Genomic DNA, 19,811 nt, shown 5'->3' with positions numbered 1-19,811 from the left:
TTCATTCCGGTAACTCCCTGTCCGCGGGGCTTTCAGAAAGCGTCTTCCGGCATCTCGACAACTTCCCGCGCCGGCGTGCCGATTATCTGCAAGCGAGCCAGCAGCGTACGTATTGTGGTTTCCGCAAAATACGTTGCCTGCATGACTTTGCCCGTATAGAAATCGTTCGTGTCCCCTTCGTCGATCTTCTTCTGTGCTATCGCGGCCATGTCGAGGAGTCGCCACACCATGATGGCTTCTCCAAAACACATGAGTGCAGGATAAGTGGCCGCGGCCCATTGAGGCAGATCGCTCTCCATCGTTTTGCGCATCTTGCTTGCCATCTCGTTAAGGCCTGCCACAACTTTCGATAAGGACTTGACGCATGAGCCAAGGGTGGCGTGGTCGGCATTCGCGGTGCAGAAAGACTGGAGTTCCCCCATGAATACCTTGAAAGGTTCGCCCCCGTTCATCATCAACTTCCGCCCCATGAGATCCATTGATTGGATCCCGTTTGTCCCTTCGTAAAGAGACAGTATCTTGGAGTCTCTCAAGTATTGTTCAAAAGGGTACTCCCTGGTGAAGCCGTACCCGCCGAGGCATTGGATGGCTGACTCACAGACCCTGAAACACATATCCGAGCAATACGCTTTAACGATTGGCGTCATGAACTCCACGAGCGCTTGACAGCGGCGCTTCTCCTCTTCATCGTCCGAATGGACCGACAGATCCAACCAGTAGCCCACCGTGTAGGCCATTGATCGCATGCCGTCCACCGTGGCCTTCATCCAGAGGAGCATGCGGCGCACGTCCGGATGGTCTATGATGGGGACTTCTCCGGACTTCCTTCGGGCCACGTCGGCTCCTTGAATGCGTTCTTTCGTGTACGCCAGCGCATTTTGGTACGCGGTGCTCGCTATGCCTATTCCGGCCACTCCGATGTTGATGCGGGCACTATTCATCATCTGGAACATGTGTGGGAGACCTTTGTTCTCTTCGCCACACAGGTATCCTATGCAGTTATCATTGTCTCCGAAATTTAGAACACAGGTGGGCGACCCGTGTAGTCCCAGCTTGTGTTCTACGCCTGCACAAAGCACATCGTTGGGTTCTCCCGGGGAGCCGTCGTCGAGCACTCTTACCTTGGGGACCACAAATAGCGAGATACCCTTCACCCCTGGCGGTGCGTTCTCTATTCGGGCCAGAACAAGATGGATAACGTTGTCGGTAAGGTCGTGGTCTCCCCACGTGATAAAAATCTTCGTCCCCTTGATCTTGAAATGATCCCCTTCCGGAATGGCCTTTGTCCTAATAGCGGCCAAATTTGAGCCGGCCTGGGGTTCAGTGAGACACATGGTACCTGACCACCGGCCCGAGAACATGTTGGCAATGAACCGTTCCTTCAGCTCTTTGGCGCCGAAGCTCTCGATGAGGCGAGCGGCCCCATGAGTCAGACTTGGAGCCATGTGAAAGGAGATGCACGCACCATACATGAGATCGTTGACGACAATGCCCATCATGCTGGGGAAGCCTTGCCCGCCGTATTCCGTATCGCTGGTGGCCGCAATCCATCCATTTTCTCCAAAAAGATGAAACGTTTCGCGAAATCCTTCAGCACATTTCACCGTGCCATCCGCATAGGTCACGCCTTGTTTGTCGCCCACCTCCTGAAGTGGCGCCACGACGCCGTTGGCGAACTTGGCCGCCTCGGCAACGAGCATGTCCAGTGTGTCCACATCGAGATCTCGGTATCTGTCACATTTGCACAGGTTCGCGTAATTCAGTTGTTCCTTCAGTATGAAATAAATATCTCGTTCATTTAGCCTAAAATGACTCATAAATGAGTGCCTCCTTCTTGGGCCGCAGCAGCGTCCGGATGTTTGTCACGGCATTCCATCCGGTGATTACACTTCTCGTTTCTCCCCGATTTTGATCGGTTTTTTGCGGCTTACGAATTTGCACCAAGGATCCACAGCCGTCCTCGATGCCCTTCGGACTCGTCCTCGACAGGACATGACTAGACGGCGATTAGATTCTCCCAAATCATCGAATAGCCCTGTCCTCTGCCCACACACATGGTGGTCAATCCGTATCGGGAATTGGGATTTTCTTTGAAAAGCCCTGCAAGAAAAGCCACTAGACGAGGTCCGGACGCGGCCAGCGGATGTCCATACGCGAGAGACCCGCCCCATGGATTGACTCGCGGGTCATCCCATGCCAGTCCCCACCTGTCAAGGCAATAGAGGGCCTGCACCGCAAAGGCTTCGTTCATCTCTATAAGATCCAGTTCTTCCACGGTCAGCCCCGCCTTTGCCAGGGCCTTTTGCGTGGCCGGGACCGGCGCAGTACCCATAATCCTCGGGTCAACTGAAGCCACTCCTGCTGAAACCCACTTCATTTTGGGCGTAAGGCCCAATTCCCGGGCCTTTTCTCGGGACATCAAAAGGACCGCGGACGCACCGTCATTTAGTCCTGACGCATTCCCCGCGGTAACCCTTCCGTTTTCCCTGAATGGGGTTTTCAGCGTGGACAGCCCCTCCATGGTGGTTTCGGGCCTTGGTTGTTGGTCCTTATCAATCCATTTCCTGGTGCCGTCTTCCTGTTCAACCTCTATGGGGACGAGCATGTCCTTCATCTTGCCCGCTTTGATCGCTCTGTCCGCTTTTTGCTGGCATGCGAGCGCATATACGTCGGCCATTTCTTTCGTGAATTCAGGAAACCTGTCATGAATATTTTCCGCTGTCATGCCCATATTGAATGCGGACGCGTCCCCCATCACTTCCTCGGCCCTGGGGTGCGGATCTCGCATGAATCCCATGGGCAAATGCCCCATGTGCTCCACACCGCCGCAGATGAGGCAGTCAGCCATGCCGCTCGCTATGTATGTCACTCCGAACCCGATTCCGGTCAGACCGCTTGCGCACATACGATCCACGGAACACCCAGGGATTTCCCAGCCCAGGTCGGCGAGCATCGGGACCATTCTCCCGAGCGTGCCTCCCTGCTCCTTGACTTGGTTGGTGACACCCCAAATGCTGTCTTCAACCATCTCCGGTTTGACGGCAGGATTGCGAGTCAAAAGGGCCTTCACCAGCGGAACGCACAGGTCCTCGGCCCTTGTATTCCAGAAGATCCCTTTTTCTCCAGCTCGCCCGAATGCGGTCCGGACCGCGTCGATAACCACCACATCACTTAATTCAGTGCTCAATGTTCCTCACTCCTGAGAGCTATTTCTTTCCAGAACAGCGGCAATGCCTAGTCCACCACCGCCGCAGATGCATTCGAGCGCATACCTCGCGCCGCGTCTTTTCATTTCGTGCAGCAAGGTAACCAGCACCCGCGTTCCCGTGCAGGCTATCGGGTGTCCAAGGGAGATGCCCGAGCCGTTGACGTTCACTCTTGCGTAATCCTCGGGTCCAATGCCCATTTCTACCAGGTCAGCCAAGACCTGTGCGGCAAAAGCCTCCTGTATCTCGATCAACTCAATGTCTTTCAAGGAGAGACCCGCGGCTTGCAATGCTTTGTCCGCCGCACGAGGCACTGTCCGATAGGTTCTTCGCGGATCGTCCCCGACCAACGCGCTGGATTTGAACACGGCAAGAGGTTTCAGGCCAAGTTCCAGAGCCTTGGGGGCTGACGTCACCACGACCGCAGCCGCGCCGTCATTCTCGGTGGAAGAATTGCCCGCAGTGCACACCCCACCAAGCACCGGCTTGAGACGAGCCAATGCCTCCAGTGTTGTATCGGCACGCGGATTTTCGTCCCGATCCACGACTAGCGGGTCCCCTTTGCGCTGGGGGATTTTTACCGGGATCATCTCTTCCGCGAACTTGTGGGCCTCAATAGCCGCACAGGCTTTCTGGTGGCTTTCCAGAGACCACTGATCGCATTGTTCTCGTGTTATGGAATGCTCTTGCGCTCCAGTCTCCGCCCAGGTCATCATTGCCGGTAGGATGCCATATCGTTCCTCCGGCTGAGACATCACTCTCGCTCTTTGTATGCGATCGTACAGAGGAAGCCCCCAGATCGAGAGGTCGCCGTGGCCTTTCGGCATGCCCCTGCTTCCGCCGATGCCCCATTTGACACTGCCGGGGAGGTAGAATTCGGCGTTGCTCATGCTCTCAACCCCGCCGGCCACAACGATGTCGGCCTGTCCTGATGAAATCAAAGCAGCAGCATAGCGGACCACTTCGAGACCGGTGCAGCAACGGACATCCAAGGTCACCCCAGGGACCCGTTCAGGCCAACCGGCTTTCAGTAGGGCCATACGGGCGGTGTTCACATACTCGCCATTCTGATAGGCCTGTCCCAAAACCACCTGATCCACCATGCTCGGATCGAGTCCGGCACGTCGGACGGCTTCGTCAAGTACAAGGGCCGCAAGATCGTATGCCGGGACGTCTTTGAGCAAGCCCATATATTTGCCCACAGGCGTTCTTACTCCGGCCGCGATGACTACTTCCTTCATCCACTTCTCCGTTAGGGCGCCACATGCGTCTGCTTCAAGACGCGTCGCAGAATTTTTCCCGAAGGGCTGCGCGGAATAGACTCACTAAGCACCACCCGCGCAAGTCGTTTGTACTTGGCCATTCCTGTGGCTGCGTATTCAATGATCATTTCAGGGGAAAGTGCGGACCCCTCGCGAATGACAACGTAGGCCACAGGGACTTCACCCAGTTCCGGATGCGGTTCCCCGATCACCGCAGCATCCAGGATGTCAGGATGGCCATGGAGCACGTGCTCTATTTCGGCAGGAGCCACCTGAAACCCTTTGCATTTGATCAGTTCTTTGAGCCTGTCTACGATATAAACGTACCCGTCTTCGTCCTCCCGGGCGAGGTCTCCGGTGCGCAACCATCCATCCACAAGCGCATGGGCAGTGGCCTCGGGGTCTCGATAGTATCCTTTCATCACTTGGGGGCCTCGGACCCACAGCTCACCCGTTTCTCCCTGAGGGACTTCTTCGGCGGTCATGGGGTCCACGATCTTGTGCTCGGTCAATGACAGGGGAGTTCCTATGGTGCCGACCTTAAGCTTGTTCAAAGGAACAGTGTGAGTAGTGGGAGAGGTTTCCGTGAGGCCGTAACCCTGAATGACAGGTACCCCGGTTATACTCGTGAAGCGTTCCTGCAACTCCGGGGCAAGAGGGGCGCCTCCGGTGTTAACGTACCGGAGTGCGCTCCAGTCCATTCCCGGCACCCTGGGGTGATGACAGAACTCCTGAAGAATCAACGGGACGGTAAAAAACAAAGTGGGGCGGTATTTTTCGAATAGTGACAGGAACTCGTCTACCGGCCTGAAGCGGCTGGCCACAACCTGCTTGGCGCACGCCAGGATCGCTGCCCCAAAAAGGACGGTCATGCCGTAGATGTGGAAGAACGGGAGTTGGTTGAGCATGATGTCATCGGGTCCCGCCTCGTGTGCCTGTATTACCTGGTGAAGATTGGATAAGAGATTGGCGTGGCTGAGCATTACGCCCTTGGGCAGCCCTGTAGTGCCACTGGAGAATGGCAGAACTGCAAGGGTCTCATTCGGGTCAATTCCAATGGATCGATCGAGGCGCTCTTTTCCCTGCAAAAGGGAATGAAAGGAAACCCATCCTGGGGAACTGATTTCCCCACTTTTTTCCGGAATAACAACCCGGAGAGACAAGCGGTCTTTCACTCCACCAGTGGCGGCCAAACGGTCTTCTGCCGCGATAAGGGCCTTTGCCCCGGTTACCTGGAGCTGGTGAGTCAGTTCGCGTTCGCCGAAATGGGTACTCACCGGACAAACAACAGCGCCGGCCTTGAGAATTCCATAATAAGAGAGAATGTACTCCACACTGTTTTTCGTCCAGAGAGCCACCCTGTTACCTACGGCGACACCGTGGGCGGCCAACGACCCGGCCACAACCGAAGACAAGTCTTCCAATTCGGCAAAGGTCCATTCTCTCTCTCCCGATTCAGGAGCTACCACAGCCACCTTTTCCGGAAAACGCTGGGCCGCTTGCCGGAGGGCATAAGTCAATGGCTCAGAAGGAACGTTGACCGGAGGTCGTCGTGATTTCATGTTTTAGCTCCATGAGTGCTCTTTCGAATGCGATTACCAAAGAGACCTGACGGAGCCCAGACAATCACTAGGACCAACAGGAGGCCGAAAAACAGCTTATGGCCGGTTTCAAACAGTCTCTTGAATACGAACTCATCCAGACCCGTTATAACCAAGGCCCCGGCCATGGGGCCTATTAGTGTAGTCATACCCCCGAACAACGAACCGACGATGGGCATGATGGACCAGTATCCGTCAAATGCTGAATCCGGTGCGAGAAAGCGGATGTAATGAGCGTAAAAAGCTCCCATCACCGATGTACACAAAGCGGAGACAGCCAGGGCAATGGCTTTGGTTCGTACCACCGGCACTCCAATCCCCGCTGCCGTCTCTTCGTCGCCATGAACAGCCGCCATGGCCAACCCAATGTTGGATCGGCGCAGAAAATACACGGCCAGATAAATGGCAAACATTAATAACGCTGCCACGTAATAGTTGGCGGTGCGAGAAACAAAGAATTCGAGGTTCAAGCCCCACAGCTGAATTGCCGGCAACGGCGGGATATTGAAAATCCCCTGAGATCCTTCAGTCAGCCACGTTGAATTCAGCGCAATCAATTTCATGACCTCGGCGAAGCCTAGGATCGCCAAGGCGAAATAAGGTCCTCGCAACCGGAAGGCAGGGAGCCCGATAATCAGCGAACTCAGCGAGCCGCAGAGCCCGGCCGCGACCATGGCGGCAAACGGGTTCCACCCGGCTTTGGTCACCAGAATTGCAGAGGCGTAGGCGCCGATTCCGAAAAAGGCTGCGTGCCCGAACGACACCTGGCCGCAAACTCCTGCCAAGAGGTTCCAGGCTATGGCCACGGCCCCCAAAACAACCGCGGGGATAAAGATGCTGAGGTAGTAAGGATTGAAAGACAGGGCGAAAGGGATCACCAGCACGATTCCCATCACCAAGGCGCCTGCCTGTTTCTCCGTTAACATGCCCTTGCCTAAGCGTCTCACTTACAACCTCTTGCCAAAGAGACCTGACGGACGGATCAGCAAAATTACAAGAAAGAGGACGAAACCGAAGAGTTCTCGATAAGAAGCATTCGTAAAAGTAACGGTCATGGCCTCGCCGACCCCCAAAATGATTCCCGCCACGAGAAGTCCCAGCACCGAGCCGACTCCGGCCAAGACGGTCAAGATGAAAGCCTTTATTGTCACGGCCACTCCCGCTCCAGGACTAATGTGCGTGAGCAGTCCCAGAAGAGGTCCGCTCAAACCGGCCAAGAGCCCTCCGATGCTGAAGGCAATCAAATCGACTCGTCCCACATTTATTCCGGCCAAAGCCGCGGCATCGCGATCGATGGCCGTGACTCGGATGGCCAGGCCGGTTTTGCTCCGAGTCAGGAAAAAATGCAGGCCAAAGATGGCCACCAGAGCGATGACGGAAGTGAAAATCTCACCTACACTCACGTACACGCCCAGGAATACCAGAGCCTCTTCCAGCCAATCCACCCCGAGGTGGCGGATGTCAGCGGTCCATAACTCGAGGAAGAGGTTGGCCAGAAAAATGCCGAGCCCAAACGTTAAGATCAGGGTGTTAAGTTCTGAGGTCGTGCGAATCCTCTGCAGGAATATACGGTAGCTCAGGAAAGCTACGGCTCCCGAGGCCGCGGCCGCGACGGGCATCGCAAGCAGCGGATTTACTCCCCATAGCACCAGGAGCCAATAGCCTATGTATCCGCCCAGCACCAGGAATTCCCCGTGGGCCAGATTGATGATCCGCATAATCCCGAACACGAAGGCAAGCCCAAGGCAATAGAGCGCGTAGTTGACGCCTTCAAGCAGCCCGGAAAGCACGGATTGGGCGATTGAAGCCAGAGAGATCAACGTGCCACCCCCGGCGGACTCCACGGCACGGCAGGATATTGCACCTTGCCTGTGGATCGGTCTTTGGGATAAATCACGACCTGTTTTCCTTTCTGGGTCTGAAAAAGGATGGCCACGAAATGCTTTGGATCACCCTTGTCATCAAAGGCCACACGACCCATGGGACTAACTACGTCCAAAGCTCGCAGGGCATTCCTGGTCTTCTCATGGCTGTAGGCCCCGGACTCCCCCCCGCCTTTTTGAACGGCCTCCAGGATGTATTTGGCCGAAAGATAACCCAGCATGCCGATATACGATGGTTCCTCATTGTACTTGGCCTTGTACGCCGCCACCGCGGCAGCCTCTTCTTCCTTGGCCTCCTGTGGAGCCGTGCCCATTTCCCACACTGATGTGCCGTAAACGTATTCGCTCATGGGACCAAGCTCCCGGATAAACTCCGGAGTGCCTATGCCCCATGCGCCGATGTAGGCCTTTACCGGCAGTTTCAGTATCTTGGCGTCCTTAAGGGTGCCAAAGTAGTCGGGGAAGTAGCCTTCTACGAGAAGCACCTCGCATCCGGTGTCTCTTAGCTTGAGGAGGAGAGGCTTGAAATTGGTCGTGCCCTTTTCAAATTTTTCGAACACCGGCACAGCTACCCCCGCCGCGATCAGTTGTTCTTTGACCGACTCCGCGATTTCCGTGGTGGCGGACTGGCTGTTGTACAGAATGCCGACTTTCTTGGCGCCCAGGAGGTCCTTAATCGCGCCGGACTGTGCCGCGGCATACCCGGGCATATTATTCACGCGAAAGAAATTCTTGAATTTCTTGGCTGTGAGCTTCGAGTCCACCGCTCCGATCGTAAGGTACGGTGTATCATATCGTTCCGCCGCCTCTGAAGCCGGTCCCACTAAATTCGATCCGTATCCTCCGGTAATCGCATCGACCTTATCCACGCCGGCCAGTTTTTCCACTGCCGAGATTGCCTTCTGAGGGTCGCTCTCGTCATCGTAAACCTTGAGGTCAACTTTGAGGCCGGATTTCTTCTCGAATTGCTCGACTCCAACGCGGATGCCCTTGATCTGCTCGATCCCATGTTTGGCCAGGCTTCCCGTTTGTGGAGCGTGCGCTCCCAATTTGATGGGCTCCGCTGCCGGAGCTGTGCCCAGCCAGATGAGCAAACAGAAAGAACACAGAGAGAGGACGGTAGCTGTTTTCACGTTCATCGCCGGTCACTCCTTTTTTTCTTTCTCGGGAAAGCCGCACTTTACTGCCAGTCGGCTCTCATAAACCGAGGTAGGCCTCCTTGACGTGGGGGTTTTCCCGGAGAGCCGCTGCGTCGCCCTCCAGGACGATAGCGCCTGTTTCCAACACATAGCCGCGTGCCGCCGCTGTTAGCGCCACCTGGACGTTCTGTTCAACGAGAAGAATGGTCGTGCCTGTTTCGACGATTTTTTCAATTGCTTCAAACACTTCGTTCACAATTAACGGTGCCAACCCCAGCGAGGGCTCGTCAAGCAAGAGGAGCTTCGGAGACCCCATCAGCCCTCTACCAATGGCCACCATCTGCTGTTCACCTCCGGAAAGGGTCCCACAAAGCTGAGATTTTCGAGAGTCCAGGTGGGGAAACAGTTGGAAGACAAATGACATCCTGTCTTCCACCATTACCGGATCGTTGATCAAGTAAGCGCCCATGTGAAGGGTTTCTGCAACAGTGAGCGAAGGCCACAGTCTTCTGCCTTCCGGGACCATGATCAGGCCTTTTCGGACAAGATCGTGGGTCAGCCTGCCTCTTATTTCGTTTCCCTCGAAAAAGATTCGGCCTGAAACTGCCGGCACAAGGCCCGTTATAGATCTCAGGAGCGTAGTCTTTCCCGCGCCGTTGGGGCCGAGTACGCATGTAATCTTGCCCCGGGCCGCTTCAAAGCTTATCCCGGACAGGACCTGGGCATCCCCGTACTTTACAGTGAGATCTTTTACCTTAAGCATCCTTGGGCCTCCCAAGGTAGGCTTGGATCACCCCGTCATCCCGGACTGCATCCTCGGAGGGCCCGTCAAATATCAGTCGGCCGAAGTTCAGCACCAAAATTCTACTGCACACCCCCATTATTGCCCGCAGGTTGTGCTCGATCATCAAGATCGTGATCCTGTGGTCTACGTTTAGTGACTTTATTAACGGCATGGACTCCTTGACTTCCATAGGATTCAGCCCTGCCAAAACCTCATCGAGGAGCAGGAGCTTCGGCCGTGTAGCCATAGCTCGAGCCACCTCCAGCCTCTTACGGTGTGGCAAACTTAGAGATGGAGGGTACAGATCCGCCAACGCGGCGAGCCCGGTATTCTTCAAAATGTCGTTAACCTCCCGCTGGATGACGCTGTTCGAACGTTTCGTACTGTCCCCGAATACCGAGGCGGCTTTAACGTTCTCAAACACGGTCATTTCGTGGAACGGCCTCACCACCTGGAACGTTCGGGCAATGCCTGCGTGACAGAGTCGCCGCGGACGGAGACCTGTAACCGAATTTCCCTCAAAACAGATCTCTCCGCCGGACGGTGGAAGGAAACCGCTGAGTACCGCGAAAAGGGTCGTCTTACCGGCCCCGTTGGGCCCTATGACAGCGGCGATTTCTCCCGCCCGCACTTTGAATGAAACCGAAGACAGGGCTCGGAGTCCGCCAAAGTTTTTGGAAAGCCCGCGAACCTCTATGACGGGAACAGCGCTGTCGCTCGTGGCAGCCCTTGTGGTGGAAACGGCCTCTAGAATTCCTGTCATCTAATCAGTCCTCGGTCTAGGTATGCCTGTCTAACAGGCTTTGCCTCTCTTGGCAGTGTCTTTATGCTGGTTCTCGAAGGTCTTGACCTTGTCGCACGGCCAAATTCCGAAGAATCGGTGGGGCGCTGACTCCCTGCCGTAGCAGGCTTACGGCGCGGTTGATTCATTTGAGCACATTCCACCGGTATGGAGGCCGATGGCTACTAATATCTAAAATCAACCTTTGGAATCGGACATTGAGTTGGCAACTGTCATAGGTCGTATCACACAACGTACGCCAGAGCCAGCCCTTCCTCAATGGCCACACTGATCCGGCCGCACTTGTCGGCATCACCGATAACTTGCCAGGGAAGGCCTGCCTAGCTACTCGTCCGCGACAAGGACCGTAGGTCGACCGGCTTCCAGCCGGAAATCACGGCAACCGCCAGTGAAAAAGCTCCCGCAGAATTGGCGCCTCGGACGAGCTTTGCATATTCGTGACACCATGTGGCAACTTCCTGTCTTTCGAGGGTAGGTCGTTTTTACGGGAATGTGCGTTCAAACCGGCACATTGCCGGGGGAAACTCTTTACGCAAAAGTTTCCCCCACAAGTCATGCGTTTGAAAGCAAATTCGTGTCGGGCCGTCAACTTTACTTGGCCGGCCCTTTTCGAGAGCCGTCGGCGTTATACTCGTACCACCCTTTACCGGTCTTTCGGCCGAGTTGTCCCGCCATTACCTTGCGCCGGAGTATCGCCGGCGGGAACCATCGGGGGTCCTTGGTTTCTTCATAGATCGCAGTTAGAGCCCCACAGGTCACATCCAGGCCCACCATGTCACCGGTCTCGAAAATCCCCATCCTTCGTCCCGAAGCCAATCGCAGTCCTTTGTCAATATCCTCGACTGTTCCCACTCCCGCCTCTACCAGTCGCATGGCCTCGACAATCGCGGGAAAATTGATCCGGTTGATGAGAAAACCCGGCACATCTTTGTGAACAAGGATCGGCTCTTTGCCGATTGACTCAACAAAGGATTTGCCTTGAGCGAAGACTTCATCGCTGGTGAATTGGCTTTTCACCACCTCCACGGCCTCCATCATGGGAACGGGGCTGAAGAAATGAATCCCCAAAACTCTTTCCGGATTTGGGACCCCGGCAGCGATGCTGCTGATGGGAATGGCGCTGGTGTTGCTGGCCAGTATGGTCTCCGGCTTCACCACGGCAGCCAGTTTCCCAAAAACTTCCTGCTTCAGATCGATCTTCTCAAAAACCGCTTCAATGCAAAGGTCCGCTTGCGCGGCCATTGCTAAGTCATCACTCGGGGTAATGCGGGCCATTATGGCATCCAGCGGACCCTCGATCTTCTGCTTTTCCACAAACTTTCCCGCTGACCAGGCAATATTCTTGAGCGCCCGCTCCACTGCTTCGCGGGACACGTCACACAGAATCACTTCCAGTCCGGCGCTGGCACAGACCTGGGCAATTCCGGAACCCATTAAGCCGGCACCGATGACACAAACTTTTCTGATGACCATATAGGGCCCCTTTAATCCTTGAGAAGTTCGCGGGCAATTACAAGACGTTGGATCTCGCTCGTTCCTTCATAGATACGAGTCAGCCTAAGGTCGCGGTAGAAGCGCTCCACCGGGTAATCCTTCATGTAACCCATGCCGCCGTGAATCTGAACAGCCATGTCAGCAACCCTGTTGGCCATTTCAGTGCCGAAAAGCTTGACCATGGCTGCTTCCTTTACCACGGCCACGCCGGTCTTGTCTCTAAGCCAGGCCGCGTGGTAAACCATCTGGCGAGCTGCATATATCTCAGTCGCCATATCGGCCAGCATCGTTTGGATGGATTGAAAGTTGGCAATGGGCTGTCCGAATTGTACACGCTGCTTCGCGTAATCAATCGACAGTTCCAAAAGTCTTTGAGCGGATCCCAGAGACGAGGCCCCCATAGTGAGCCTTCCCTTGTCCAAGGTCTTCATGGCGGTCTTGAAACCTTGGCCTATTTTTGCCTCTCCGCCAATGACGTTTTCTTTGGGAACCTGACAGTTGTCGAAAATGAGTTCGCACGTATGCGAACCTCTCATGCCCATCTTTCTCTCGATGGTGCCTACATAGAAACCGGGGAACGTCTTTTCTACAATGAATGCCGTAATGCCGCCTTTAGCTCTCTTGGCTCGGTCCGTGAGTGCGAAAACAGTGGCCACATCAGCGATATTGCCGTTCGTTATAAAGTGTTTTCGACCATTGAGCACCCAGTGGTCACCATCGAGTTCCGCTGTAGTTTTTATGTTGGCTGCATCGGAACCGGCTTCAGGTTCGGTCAACGCGAAGCATCCGATCCATTCCCCCGACGCAAGCTTGGGCAGATATTTTTGTTTCTGATCGGGTGTGCCGTCCAAAATGATGCCCTGGGAGCCAATACCATTGTTGGTGCCCACGCGGGTTCGAAAGCAGGCATTGACTTTGCCCAACTCCTCATAAACCAAACATTCGCCCAGGCACCCCAGTCCCAGTCCGTCGTATTCTTCAGGTATAGCCAAGCCGAAGAGGCCTAGTTCACGCATCGTTTGGATCACATCGTCCGGGATGCGATCTTCTTCTTCTACTTGCCTGCTAATCGGCTCTAAATCCTGCTTCACGAAGCGCCGGACCGTGTCTACCATCATGCGCAGATTTTCCGGTATCTCAAAGTCCATTGAGTTCACCTTTGCACGGGGTGGAAAGTTGTCCACCTTCATAAGAATGATAGCATCGAGGTGGAGCAACTAGCGTGCCAACAGACCTGCTTCAAAGGTAACAGTGCTTTTTCACCCCAAATTTCTAGGAAATACTTGAGTTCGCCGAGTCCGGGTCTCTCGGGGCGGTTTGTAGAGACGAATATACACCCACAAGATCCTGAGTAGCGATATTAGTGAGATCGTTCAGGAAACTGTCCTCGGACAAAAGTGTAGATAATTCTACACGTGTAGATATTTTTATACAACATGCCGGCCTCACCGTCCTGACCCGTCAGCGCTTCGGTTTGCCGTCAAGACCGTAATGCCGCATCTTCTGATACAAGCCCGTCCGGTGTATGCCCAGTTGGCGCGCGGCCTCGGTGCGGTTACCCCCTGTCATGCTCAGGGCGCGACGAATGGCCCGGCATTCTGCCTGAGCTATTTCATCCTTCAAGGTGGGAAGAGCCGCGTCGATAAGGGTCATCCCCTGATCATCGCGTATTTCCATGGGCAGGTGTTCCTCCAAAATGACCCCCTCCTGAGCCACTGATGCCGCCCGCTCCAATACATTTCTCAGCTCGCGCACGTTCCCCGGCCAATCGTATGCTACCAACCTGCGCATTGCCTCCGGTTCGATGCGACGGGGAAGTGTGACCTGGTTGAGCACGCGGGAAAGAAGATGGTAGGCGAGCCGTGGGATATCCGATTTAATCTGTCGAAGTGGCGGGGTCTTGAGGAGAAAAATATTCAATCGGTAGTAAAGGTCTTGCCGGAATTCGCCTCGAGCCAACATAGCTTTGAGATCTCGGTTGGTCGCGGCAATAACCCGGAAATCCAACTTGAGAGACCGGGTGCCACCTATGCGTTCCACCTCGCGCTCCTGAAGGACCCGCAGGAGCTTGACCTGCAAGGGCATAGGAAGCTCTCCCACCTCATCGAGGAATATCGTGCTCTTGTCAGCCAGTTCGAACTTGCCCGGTTTGCCTTTTGGGCTTGCTCCCGTAAACGCGCCGGCCTCATAGCCGAATAGCTCGGATTCAAAGAGTTCGCTGGGGATTGCCGCGCAGTTCACACGTACCAACGGCCGGTCACGCCGAGCGCTAACCTGGTGTATGGCATGTGCAAAGATCTCTTTGCCGGTCCCGGTCTCTCCGGTTATCAAAACCGGCAGGTCGGAAGCCGCAGCCTGAGTAGCGATCTGTTTGGCCTCTTGCATTGGAGCGGATTCACCCACCACCCACTCCAGGGAATAGCGACTCCGATAGACCTGCTGAAGCTCCTTTTCATAATAGTCCAAGCGGCTCTGCAGCACCTCCACCTGCCGCACCAATTCCTTGACTTTCTCCGGGTTCCAAAACATGAGTTTGCCGACAGCGCCAACAACATTCCCCTTCTGATCTCGAAGAGGTATGCGTGCAACGATGCGCTCCTTATCCCCCAATCGGAACAATCGGCCAATCTCGGCCCTACCTGTTTTGAGAACTCGCGGAAGCTCACTGTTTGGATTGAGTTCCAGGATGTGGCGACCAACGGCTTCTTTACGGGATATTTGGTAAAAGGCTTCATCCGTGGTGCTTATGTACCGGACAATGCCCTGGGCATCGATAAGGATTTGGGATTCGTGAGGATTATCCAACAATGCTTCGAGGAGTTCCGGTGGTGCGTTTCGGTGTGGCAACTCTGACATGTAACCTCTCCGTCTTGGCAGCCGGATGTAATCGCAGGTTTTCCGATCTACAGACGGTAATTTGTCCAAAGCTGTTCTCGGCACTTACAAAGAGAACAGCAGCAGCCTAACTCATTGCTCCGGTATGGATAGGAGCTTCATCACTTGCCGCGCCTTTTCGTCCAGCCCGGCCTGCCTAGCGATCATGATTCTCTGCGCGGCAGGTGGGCCTGCCCCATGCATCGACTCGATAAGGTAACCCACCGCACCGGCTCCGGCAGTAAGGTTCTCAATTAATCGCAGCACCTTCATGCGGTCCACTACCTGGTACTCGGGGTTGGCCGCCAGGTACTTCTTGATATACGGTCCAACCTCGGGATCGTTAAAGTCCGCGGCCGACGGCATGGTGCCGAGCAGACCGCCGGCAACGTCGGTTGCCAAACGAGCTATCTCGTAGGGGAAACGGGTGACGTTCAGCTTGCAAACATTTGCGAGCAGCAGATCGACCTGGAAATTGCCCGCTGGAGTGGCTTGGCCCTGAGTGGAGCAGGCCAGGCCACAAGAGTAAAGAGTTTCGTTCAGGTGAACCATCTCCACAAGCTTTTCACGGATGTGGCCGGCACTGTCCACGCCATTCATGCGTGCGATTAAGGCCGTGGCTCCAATGAGCACATCTCCCACGCCGACCTTGCAGCCTCCGTAGCTCTGGCGATGATATGAGGCGAAACGCTCCACGAGAGTACCAGCGAAATCCACCTGGCCGTCCAGGAATACGCGATCTTCAGGGACGAATACGTCCTCGAAAACGGTCATCACTTCCTGTCCGCCGAAGGTGGGATTGCCAACGTCAAGCTTGTGTTGTTCCAACTTCCGGGTGTCGCTGGCCTGGCGGCCGTAGATGTAGCGCACTCCCTGGGCGTTGGTGGGCACAGCGCAACAAATGGCCCAGGGCTCTTCACCAGAGCGAAGGCTCATGGTAGGCATGACGAGAATCTCGTGTGAGTTGAGCATTCCCGTTTGATGCAGCTTGGCCCCACTAATGACCACCCCGCCGCTCCGTCGCTCTTTGACCCTCAGGAAAAGGTCCGGATCTACTTGGTCCTTTGGCCGTCGGCTCCGGTCGCCCTTGGGATCGGTCATGGCGCCGTCCACCACGAGGTCTTCCTGCTGTACCCACGTCCAATAATTACTAAACCGGTCATGAAAGCGGGTGCCGTGCTTGCGGTCGCACTCGAAAGTCGTGCTGTACACCGCGTTGGCCGCGTCCAACCCTACGCACCGCTGGAAGCAGCAGCCGGTCATGGACCCGCAGTAGCGCTGCATTTTGACTTTGGCAACGAGGTCCTCCACGCTTGTGTGCAAGTGCGTGAATCGGTTCACTTCCTCCCGGCACAAATGCGAATATGACCGCAGCAGTTCCCGGCTCTGCTTGTCATGGGCCGCATCGTAGGTGAAAGCTACGGCCTCCCTGGAAGGCCCTACAAGCCCATGCTCGCCCAACTTGTCGGTCTTTTCTCCCAGCACGTTGGCATCAAGCTCGAGTGATTCTACGGATTCGATGTACTGCCTACCGGTTTTAAGAGCCATTGCACTTCCTCAGTTGGGGCATGTCAAACGTTTCTCGGGGAGTGCCACAGAGCGCCTTTTTCCGCTCCATTCGTGGCCTGAATTCCCGTCATGACAAATCGAAAAATGAAGTCAGCCAGTTCGTCCATTGTGGCTCCCCTGTCAGGCTGGAACCATATCCGGGTACGAGTAATCATGGACGAAACCATAAAACCCACCAACTTCTCATCGCATGGCAGGAAAACACCCTTCTCCTGTCCCCTCTTGACTACTCTTCTAATTACGCGGTCGTATGTGTCGCGCATGGACACTATTACCGCTCGGTTAGCCGATGACAAACTGTCCAAGGCCACGTCAAACAGCGTCTTCCCGGACCTGCGATGACTCAGAGTAACCTTGAGATGACAGGCGATGATAAAGCTCAGTTGTTCGACCGGATCACCGTCTTCCTGTTCTTCAAGGTGCGAAATAGGTTGGATTATCTGCTCCATTTCTTCCCGGAGCACTTCGAAGAGAATAGATTCTTTGGTGTCGAAGTAATTGTAGAGATTGGCCGGTTGACATCCAAATGCGCGAGCCAGGTCCTTCATGCTGACCGAATTATAGCCCTTTTGCCAAAACAGATTACGCGCCAGAGCCAACAGTCTCTTCTTTTTGTCGCTGTTATTTTCTTTGGCACTGTCCTGTTTGGTCATTGGACAATTGGCTCTCTTCGTGGAGCAGGTTTTTTGTGGGTTGCCATGAATGTTGTTCATGAACGTTCATTCATATTAGAAGCCCGAACGATCCTGCGTCAAGTTCTTTCGCTCAAGATCAGTTGCGTGCCTAAAGTCATACGAGCCGGCGGTCTCCGCGGACTCGGCGGTGACAGGTCTCGTGTTTGTTGGTAAAAAAGAAAATGCCGGGCAAGATTTGATACCGGTTCGCTATTATTGTCGTAATACACGAGATGTGAGCTGTCATTGCGAGGAGCGAAGCGACGAAGCAATCTCTCATCTCTGAGATTGCTTCGGGCTTGACGCCCTCGCAATGACAAGTTTCGGCAATGTTGCATTGCTTATGGCGAATCGGTATGACAAGGGCGCCATGGGGGCTTTCTGCCTACCGTTGTTCAAGTAAGGCAGTAATTTCGGCGATTATCACCTGTTCAATAGCGACTTGCTTCGTTCCCTCCTGTGAATTTCTTGGTTGACAAGTCCTTAGTGCTATCCATAATGGTGCCAAAGCGCCATGAGTTGCGCTTACAGCACTCATTTTTTGTCCACGCACGATCTTACCGGGGGGCGGAAGAGCCTATAACTGGTCTCCGAAAGTATCCACGACCTGGGCTGTTTCACAACTGCTTTTCAACTTGGCATCCCTCCGGGAGGAGTTGTTGTCGTTATGGGGTTAGGGACCTTTTCAGAACAAACCAAGATAGGGAACAGAGCGGGAGAAAAGTCTGTTCACCGCAGAGCCACCCTGTATCAAAGTCCGGGGCAGGCTCCGAGGCCGCGGAGCACGCGGAGAGATGTAGCAGCATGGTATGAGGTGCGCACAGCAAGTAAACAATAGAATTGAGGGCATGGTTATGAGCCTTTTTCTCACGAAGAGCGCCAAGACAATTGTCGTGGCAGGCATATGCGCTCTGGTGTTTATGTTTTTCCCGGCGCTTACCACGGCTGATGATTACCGCTGGGACGAGGCGCCGTTTCCGGAAGGTGACCGTCAAAAATATGAGCCTGATCCAGAAATTTGTGAGCTCTATGAAGAAAATCTTCGCTATTTCGCAAAGCGCAATACGCCGATGTCGTGCGAGCGACCAATAGCTCCTCATCTTAAGGACAGGATCAGGGAAGTGGAATGGGAAGACCTCGACCCCGATCGTTATCCTGATCTCTTTCTTGCTATTGCTACCTTTGGCGCCTTCCTCTCCGGCACGAGTGAAGAAATCATTCAGCGAGACCTTAAATTCATTCGTGCCGGTATTCCAAACAAAGTTTGGGTCTTTCGACGGGCTAAGTTGTCACTTGTTGGTCACATTCGGTACGGGGAATACGGCACGGCTGAGCCATATTGGATTGTACAGTATGGTCCCAATGTTATTTCTCCAAATAATCCAGATGACGCACGGCGATGCAAACCGACGCGTGGAGGACTAGGAGGTGGCGGGTATTCCAATCTGGAACTCTACATAGTATCGCAAGCGAAACATGAGTTCACGATACCGATGTCGGTCAAGTTGGGGATTCCATCTTACGAAGGGCAGCACCTCATAATGATCGATAATCGCTTATTTGTCGAAAACATCGACTCAGATGCCACGATAGAGCTGGATGAAGTGAATACCGACATAGCGGCTGCCGTCGCCGTGTGTGTTTTTCAATTCAAGAAATCGGGCTCATCCGACAAGTCAGCAAAATGAGGGGAACACATCATGAGTCTTAACGTAGTGCCACTATCGGCAGGAACGTATGATACCCGTCTCAAAGCCTTCATGAAGGCAGTGGAAGGAGAGGCGTTTGCAGCCTACCTGTGTACTGCCAAGGTTCCAACAATCGGTTGGGGTTTTGCACTAAATAAGCGCGGGCAACCTAAGGCATTAAGCCATGTTTTGAATACGGTTCTTGGAGTCAACAGGCCAGGTCTCGACTTGTCTCCGACCGCAAAGGGCCGTGAAGAGCACTGGGAGCAACAATTGAAACAAGCCCTTTACTCCAGTTGGAAGGGCAAATCTACCAATGATCTCCAAAAAAAGCTCGCAGACGTGTTGGACGAGCGTAAAGAAGATATCGAATCCAAATCTAAAGGCTATTACGATGACGCCGACCGAGCCCTGATCGGTAACCCCGCGACAGCTTTTGGGTATAGCAGCGCCCAACAAATTGTCGACACATTCAATCTGATCAAGCCTGAGTACGATAGAACTATTGTCGATTGTTTTGGCCAGCTTGTACCAGGAAACTGCGACGAACGCATTGCTTTCTTTTCTATGGTCTATCAGGGGACGCATGCTAGAAGAAAAGCTCACCTAGAGGCAGCGCTGAAATTGGCGAACGCCAAGGAGGTACGAGCGGAAACTTGGTATCTTATCCGCTACGTCGCGGTCAATGTGGGATTGGGGTCACCCATTAAAAGGCCCTCTGTCAAGGGAAAAAACTCTCCTGTTGCAAGGAAAGGATCGTTTCCTTGCTGAGGGTACGGCCGTGTTGCGTACAGCCTCCGTCAGTGCCTGCTCTTCACCTTTGCCGGTATTTCTC

The 19,811-nt window shown here is 54.4% G+C and carries 16 protein-coding genes; 2 read left to right on the top strand and 14 right to left on the bottom strand.

Annotation, left to right across the window (positions count from 1 at the left end; all coding sequences use genetic code 11):
- Positions 1-32 precede the first annotated feature (32 nt).
- The 14 genes from HY913_00710 to HY913_00645 form a co-directional block, all read right to left on the bottom strand.
- The gene (locus HY913_00710) at positions 33-1,817 is read right to left on the bottom strand and encodes an acyl-CoA dehydrogenase (protein MBI4961772.1); all 1,785 of its coding nucleotides are present in this window, start codon (positions 1,815-1,817) and stop codon (positions 33-35) included.
- 179 nt (positions 1,818-1,996) lie between these two features.
- On the bottom strand, positions 1,997-3,187 hold the full coding sequence (locus HY913_00705; protein MBI4961771.1) for a thiolase family protein: 1,191 nt from the start codon (positions 3,185-3,187) through the stop codon (positions 1,997-1,999).
- A 6-nt stretch (positions 3,188-3,193) separates the two neighbouring features.
- Positions 3,194-4,447, bottom strand: a complete 1,254-nt coding sequence (locus tag HY913_00700; GenBank protein MBI4961770.1) for an acetyl-CoA C-acyltransferase — start codon at positions 4,445-4,447, stop codon at positions 3,194-3,196.
- A gap of 11 nt (positions 4,448-4,458) precedes the next feature.
- The gene (locus HY913_00695) at positions 4,459-6,030 is read right to left on the bottom strand and encodes an AMP-binding protein (GenBank protein MBI4961769.1); all 1,572 of its coding nucleotides are present in this window, start codon (positions 6,028-6,030) and stop codon (positions 4,459-4,461) included.
- A complete protein-coding gene (locus HY913_00690; protein MBI4961768.1) occupies positions 6,027-7,016 on the bottom strand; it encodes a branched-chain amino acid ABC transporter permease in 990 nt (329 codons plus the stop codon). Before HY913_00690 ends, HY913_00695 begins: the two co-directional genes overlap by 4 nt.
- Entirely contained in the window at positions 7,017-7,889 is an 873-nt protein-coding gene (locus HY913_00685; GenBank protein ID MBI4961767.1) for a branched-chain amino acid ABC transporter permease, read from the bottom strand.
- Positions 7,886-9,091 (bottom strand): ABC transporter substrate-binding protein, encoded by a 1,206-nt coding sequence (locus tag HY913_00680; protein MBI4961766.1) that lies wholly within the window; start codon positions 9,089-9,091, stop codon positions 7,886-7,888. Before HY913_00680 ends, HY913_00685 begins: the two co-directional genes overlap by 4 nt.
- A 58-nt stretch (positions 9,092-9,149) precedes the next feature.
- The gene (locus HY913_00675) at positions 9,150-9,854 is read right to left on the bottom strand and encodes an ABC transporter ATP-binding protein (GenBank protein ID MBI4961765.1); all 705 of its coding nucleotides are present in this window, start codon (positions 9,852-9,854) and stop codon (positions 9,150-9,152) included.
- Positions 9,847-10,638: an ABC transporter ATP-binding protein gene (locus tag HY913_00670; protein ID MBI4961764.1), complete on the bottom strand. Its 792-nt coding sequence runs from the start codon at positions 10,636-10,638 to the stop codon at positions 9,847-9,849. Before HY913_00670 ends, HY913_00675 begins: the two co-directional genes overlap by 8 nt.
- 630 nt (positions 10,639-11,268) lie before the next feature.
- Entirely contained in the window at positions 11,269-12,150 is an 882-nt protein-coding gene (locus HY913_00665) for a 3-hydroxyacyl-CoA dehydrogenase family protein (protein MBI4961763.1), read from the bottom strand.
- A gap of 11 nt (positions 12,151-12,161) precedes the next feature.
- Positions 12,162-13,319: an acyl-CoA dehydrogenase family protein gene (locus HY913_00660; GenBank protein MBI4961762.1), complete on the bottom strand. Its 1,158-nt coding sequence runs from the start codon at positions 13,317-13,319 to the stop codon at positions 12,162-12,164.
- A 313-nt stretch (positions 13,320-13,632) separates the two neighbouring features.
- Positions 13,633-15,027, bottom strand: coding sequence for a sigma 54-interacting transcriptional regulator (locus tag HY913_00655; GenBank protein ID MBI4961761.1), 1,395 nt, complete (start codon positions 15,025-15,027; stop codon positions 13,633-13,635).
- A 111-nt stretch (positions 15,028-15,138) separates the two neighbouring features.
- Positions 15,139-16,593 (bottom strand): 4-hydroxybutyryl-CoA dehydratase, encoded by a 1,455-nt coding sequence (locus tag HY913_00650; protein ID MBI4961760.1) that lies wholly within the window; start codon positions 16,591-16,593, stop codon positions 15,139-15,141.
- A gap of 23 nt (positions 16,594-16,616) precedes the next feature.
- Entirely contained in the window at positions 16,617-17,267 is a 651-nt protein-coding gene (locus tag HY913_00645) for a TetR/AcrR family transcriptional regulator (protein MBI4961759.1), read from the bottom strand.
- Positions 17,268-18,142: 875 nt separating this feature from the next.
- On the opposite strand from HY913_00645, the gene HY913_00640 reads away from it, so the two are divergent.
- Positions 18,143-18,976, top strand: a complete 834-nt coding sequence (locus HY913_00640) for a hypothetical protein (GenBank protein ID MBI4961758.1) — start codon at positions 18,143-18,145, stop codon at positions 18,974-18,976.
- 12 nt (positions 18,977-18,988) lie between these two features.
- The gene (locus HY913_00635; protein MBI4961757.1) at positions 18,989-19,747 is read left to right on the top strand and encodes a hypothetical protein; all 759 of its coding nucleotides are present in this window, start codon (positions 18,989-18,991) and stop codon (positions 19,745-19,747) included.
- Positions 19,748-19,811: the final 64 nt, after the last annotated feature.

The organism is Desulfomonile tiedjei (assembly GCA_016212925.1).
GTDB lineage: Bacteria > Desulfobacterota > Desulfomonilia > Desulfomonilales > Desulfomonilaceae > JACRDF01.
Note: the sequence above shows the minus strand (reverse complement) of the source record. Positions and strands in the feature narration are given on the sequence as shown.

Excerpts from the sequence above, each read along its gene's own strand:
- HY913_00710 (MBI4961772.1), bottom strand. The coding sequence starts at position 1,817 with ATGAGTCATTTTAGGCTAAATGAACGAGATATTTATTTCATACTGAAG.
- HY913_00700 (MBI4961770.1), bottom strand. The coding sequence starts at position 4,447 with ATGAAGGAAGTAGTCATCGCGGCCGGAGTAAGAACGCCTGTGGGCAAA.
- HY913_00695 (MBI4961769.1), bottom strand. The coding sequence starts at position 6,030 with ATGAAATCACGACGACCTCCGGTCAACGTTCCTTCTGAGCCATTGACT.
- HY913_00680 (MBI4961766.1), bottom strand. The coding sequence starts at position 9,091 with ATGAACGTGAAAACAGCTACCGTCCTCTCTCTGTGTTCTTTCTGTTTG.
- HY913_00675 (MBI4961765.1), bottom strand. The coding sequence starts at position 9,854 with ATGCTTAAGGTAAAAGATCTCACTGTAAAGTACGGGGATGCCCAGGTC.
- HY913_00670 (MBI4961764.1), bottom strand. The coding sequence starts at position 10,638 with ATGACAGGAATTCTAGAGGCCGTTTCCACCACAAGGGCTGCCACGAGC.
- HY913_00665 (MBI4961763.1), bottom strand. The coding sequence starts at position 12,150 with ATGGTCATCAGAAAAGTTTGTGTCATCGGTGCCGGCTTAATGGGTTCC.
- HY913_00660 (MBI4961762.1), bottom strand. The coding sequence starts at position 13,319 with ATGGACTTTGAGATACCGGAAAATCTGCGCATGATGGTAGACACGGTC.
- HY913_00655 (MBI4961761.1), bottom strand. The coding sequence starts at position 15,027 with ATGTCAGAGTTGCCACACCGAAACGCACCACCGGAACTCCTCGAAGCA.
- HY913_00650 (MBI4961760.1), bottom strand. The coding sequence starts at position 16,593 with ATGGCTCTTAAAACCGGTAGGCAGTACATCGAATCCGTAGAATCACTC.
- HY913_00645 (MBI4961759.1), bottom strand. The coding sequence starts at position 17,267 with ATGACCAAACAGGACAGTGCCAAAGAAAATAACAGCGACAAAAAGAAG.
- HY913_00640 (MBI4961758.1), top strand. The coding sequence starts at position 18,143 with ATGAGCCTTTTTCTCACGAAGAGCGCCAAGACAATTGTCGTGGCAGGC.
- HY913_00635 (MBI4961757.1), top strand. The coding sequence starts at position 18,989 with ATGAGTCTTAACGTAGTGCCACTATCGGCAGGAACGTATGATACCCGT.